We start from the raw sequence: 1,839 nt of genomic DNA, 5'->3' as shown, positions 1-1,839 counted from the left end.
GCGTGAGGGGCGGGCCCGTCGTCCGGACGACCGGCGTCAGGGACGCAGCGCGGCCCGCGCGTCCGCCACCGCGGACGCGGCGGCCGCCCGCAGCCCCTCGGCGTCGGGCCCCGCCGCGAGGACGCCGCGGGACGACGAGGCGAGCACCTGTCGCCGCGCGTCCCCGAAGGCCGAGGCGAGCTCCCGCTCCCCCGCGCCCTGGGCACCCACGCCGGGCGCGAGCAGCGGCCCGTGCACGGCCACGAGGTCCGTGCCGGTCTCGCGGGCGGCGTCGCCGACCGTGGCGCCGACGACGAGCCCGACCGAGCCCATCGGCCGCCCCTCGGCGACGGCCCCCGCGTTCAGCACGGCCGCCTGGGCGGCGACCGACGCCGCGACGCTCACGCCGTCGGGCCCGACGGCGTGCTGCACCTCGTGCCCCTCCTTGTTGGAGGTGAGGCACAGCACGAAGATGCCGCGCCCGGTGCGGGCGGCCAGCTCGGCGGCCGGGGCCAGCGAGCCGAAGCCCAGGTACGGCGACACCGTCACGGCGTCGCCGGCGAGGGGCGAGCCGTCCGCGAGGAACGCGTCGGCGTAGGCGCCCATCGTCGAGCCGATGTCGCCGCGCTTGGCGTCGACGATCGTCAGCGTGCCGACGGCCCGGGACGCGGCGATCACGTCCTCCAGCGCGGCGACCCCGGCCGAGCCGTGCCGCTCGAAGAACGCGGCCTGCGGCTTGAAGGCCGCGACCCGCCCGCCGAGCGCGTCCACGACCCGCAGGCCGAACTCGCGGACCCCGGCGGCGTCGTCGCCCAGCCCCCAGGCCGCGAGCAGCGACGCGTGCGGGTCGATGCCCACGCACAGCGGCCCGTGGGCGTCCATCGCCGCGGCGAGCCGCGCGCCGAAGGGCGCCGAGGAGGCACGGGGCATGGGCGCGGCGCTCACGCCGACGCCCCCGCCGTCACCGCGGCGCCGAGCCGCTCCCGCGTCGCCGTCGTGTGCTCCTGGAGGCTCGCGACGTCGAACGGGCCGCCGCGGACCGCCTCGATGCCCTGCACCGCCGCGGCGAGCTGGTCCACCGTGGTGATCATCGGCTTGTCCGCCGCCGTCGTCGCGGCGCGGATCTCGTAGCCGTCGGCGCGCGCGCCCTGGCCGGACGGCGAGTTGACCACGAGGTCGACGCTGCCGTCGCTGATGAGGTCGACGATCGTCGGCTCGCCGTCGGCACCGCGGCCCTCGGAGAACTTGCGCACCACCGTGCTGCCGATGCCGTTGCGCCGCAGCACCTGCGCCGTGCCGGAGGTGGCGAGCACCTCGAAGCCCAGCTCCGCGAGCCGCTTCACCGGGAAGATGATCGAGCGCTTGTCGCGGTCGGCGACCGACACGAACACGCGGCCCGTGGTGGGCAGCCCGCCGAACGCGGCGGCCTGCGACTTCGCGAAGGCGTGCGGGAAGTCCTTGTCGAAGCCCATGACCTCGCCGGTGGAGCGCATCTCCGGACCGAGCACCGTGTCGACGACCTGGCCCTCGGCGGTCCGGAACCGCTTGAACGGCAGCACGGCCTCCTTGACCGCCAGCGGCGCCCCGAGGTCGAGCGTGCCGCCGTCGCCCTCGGCGGGCAGGACGCCGGCCGCGCGCAGCTCGGCGATCGACTCGCCGACCATCACCCGGGCCGCCGCCTTGGACATCGAGGTGCCCGTCGCCTTGGACACGAAGGGGACGGTGCGCGACGCGCGCGGGTTCGCCTCGAGCACGTACAGGACGTCCGAGACGAGCGCGTACTGCACGTTGAGCAGGCCGCGCACGCCGACCCCCTTGGCGATCGCCTCGGTGGAGCGGCGGATGCGCTCGATCTCGGCC

The 1,839-nt window shown here is 76.8% G+C and carries 1 protein-coding gene and 1 pseudogene; both read right to left on the bottom strand.

The window, feature by feature from the left end; translation table 11 throughout:
• Positions 1-36: 36 nt before the first annotated feature.
• Positions 37-909, bottom strand: coding sequence for an orotidine-5'-phosphate decarboxylase (pyrF, locus tag ACFWEK_RS21305; protein ID WP_430555338.1), 873 nt, complete (start codon positions 907-909; stop codon positions 37-39).
• Between the two features lie 11 nt (positions 910-920).
• Positions 921-1,839 (bottom strand): annotated as a pseudogene (carB, locus tag ACFWEK_RS21300) (carbamoyl phosphate synthase large subunit); the annotation flags it as partial.

The sequence above is a fragment of the Isoptericola sp. NPDC060257 genome (genome assembly GCF_042726645.1).
GTDB classification, from domain to species: domain Bacteria; phylum Actinomycetota; class Actinomycetes; order Actinomycetales; family Cellulomonadaceae; genus Isoptericola; species Isoptericola nanjingensis.
Note: the sequence above shows the minus strand (reverse complement) of the source record. Positions and strands in the feature narration are given on the sequence as shown.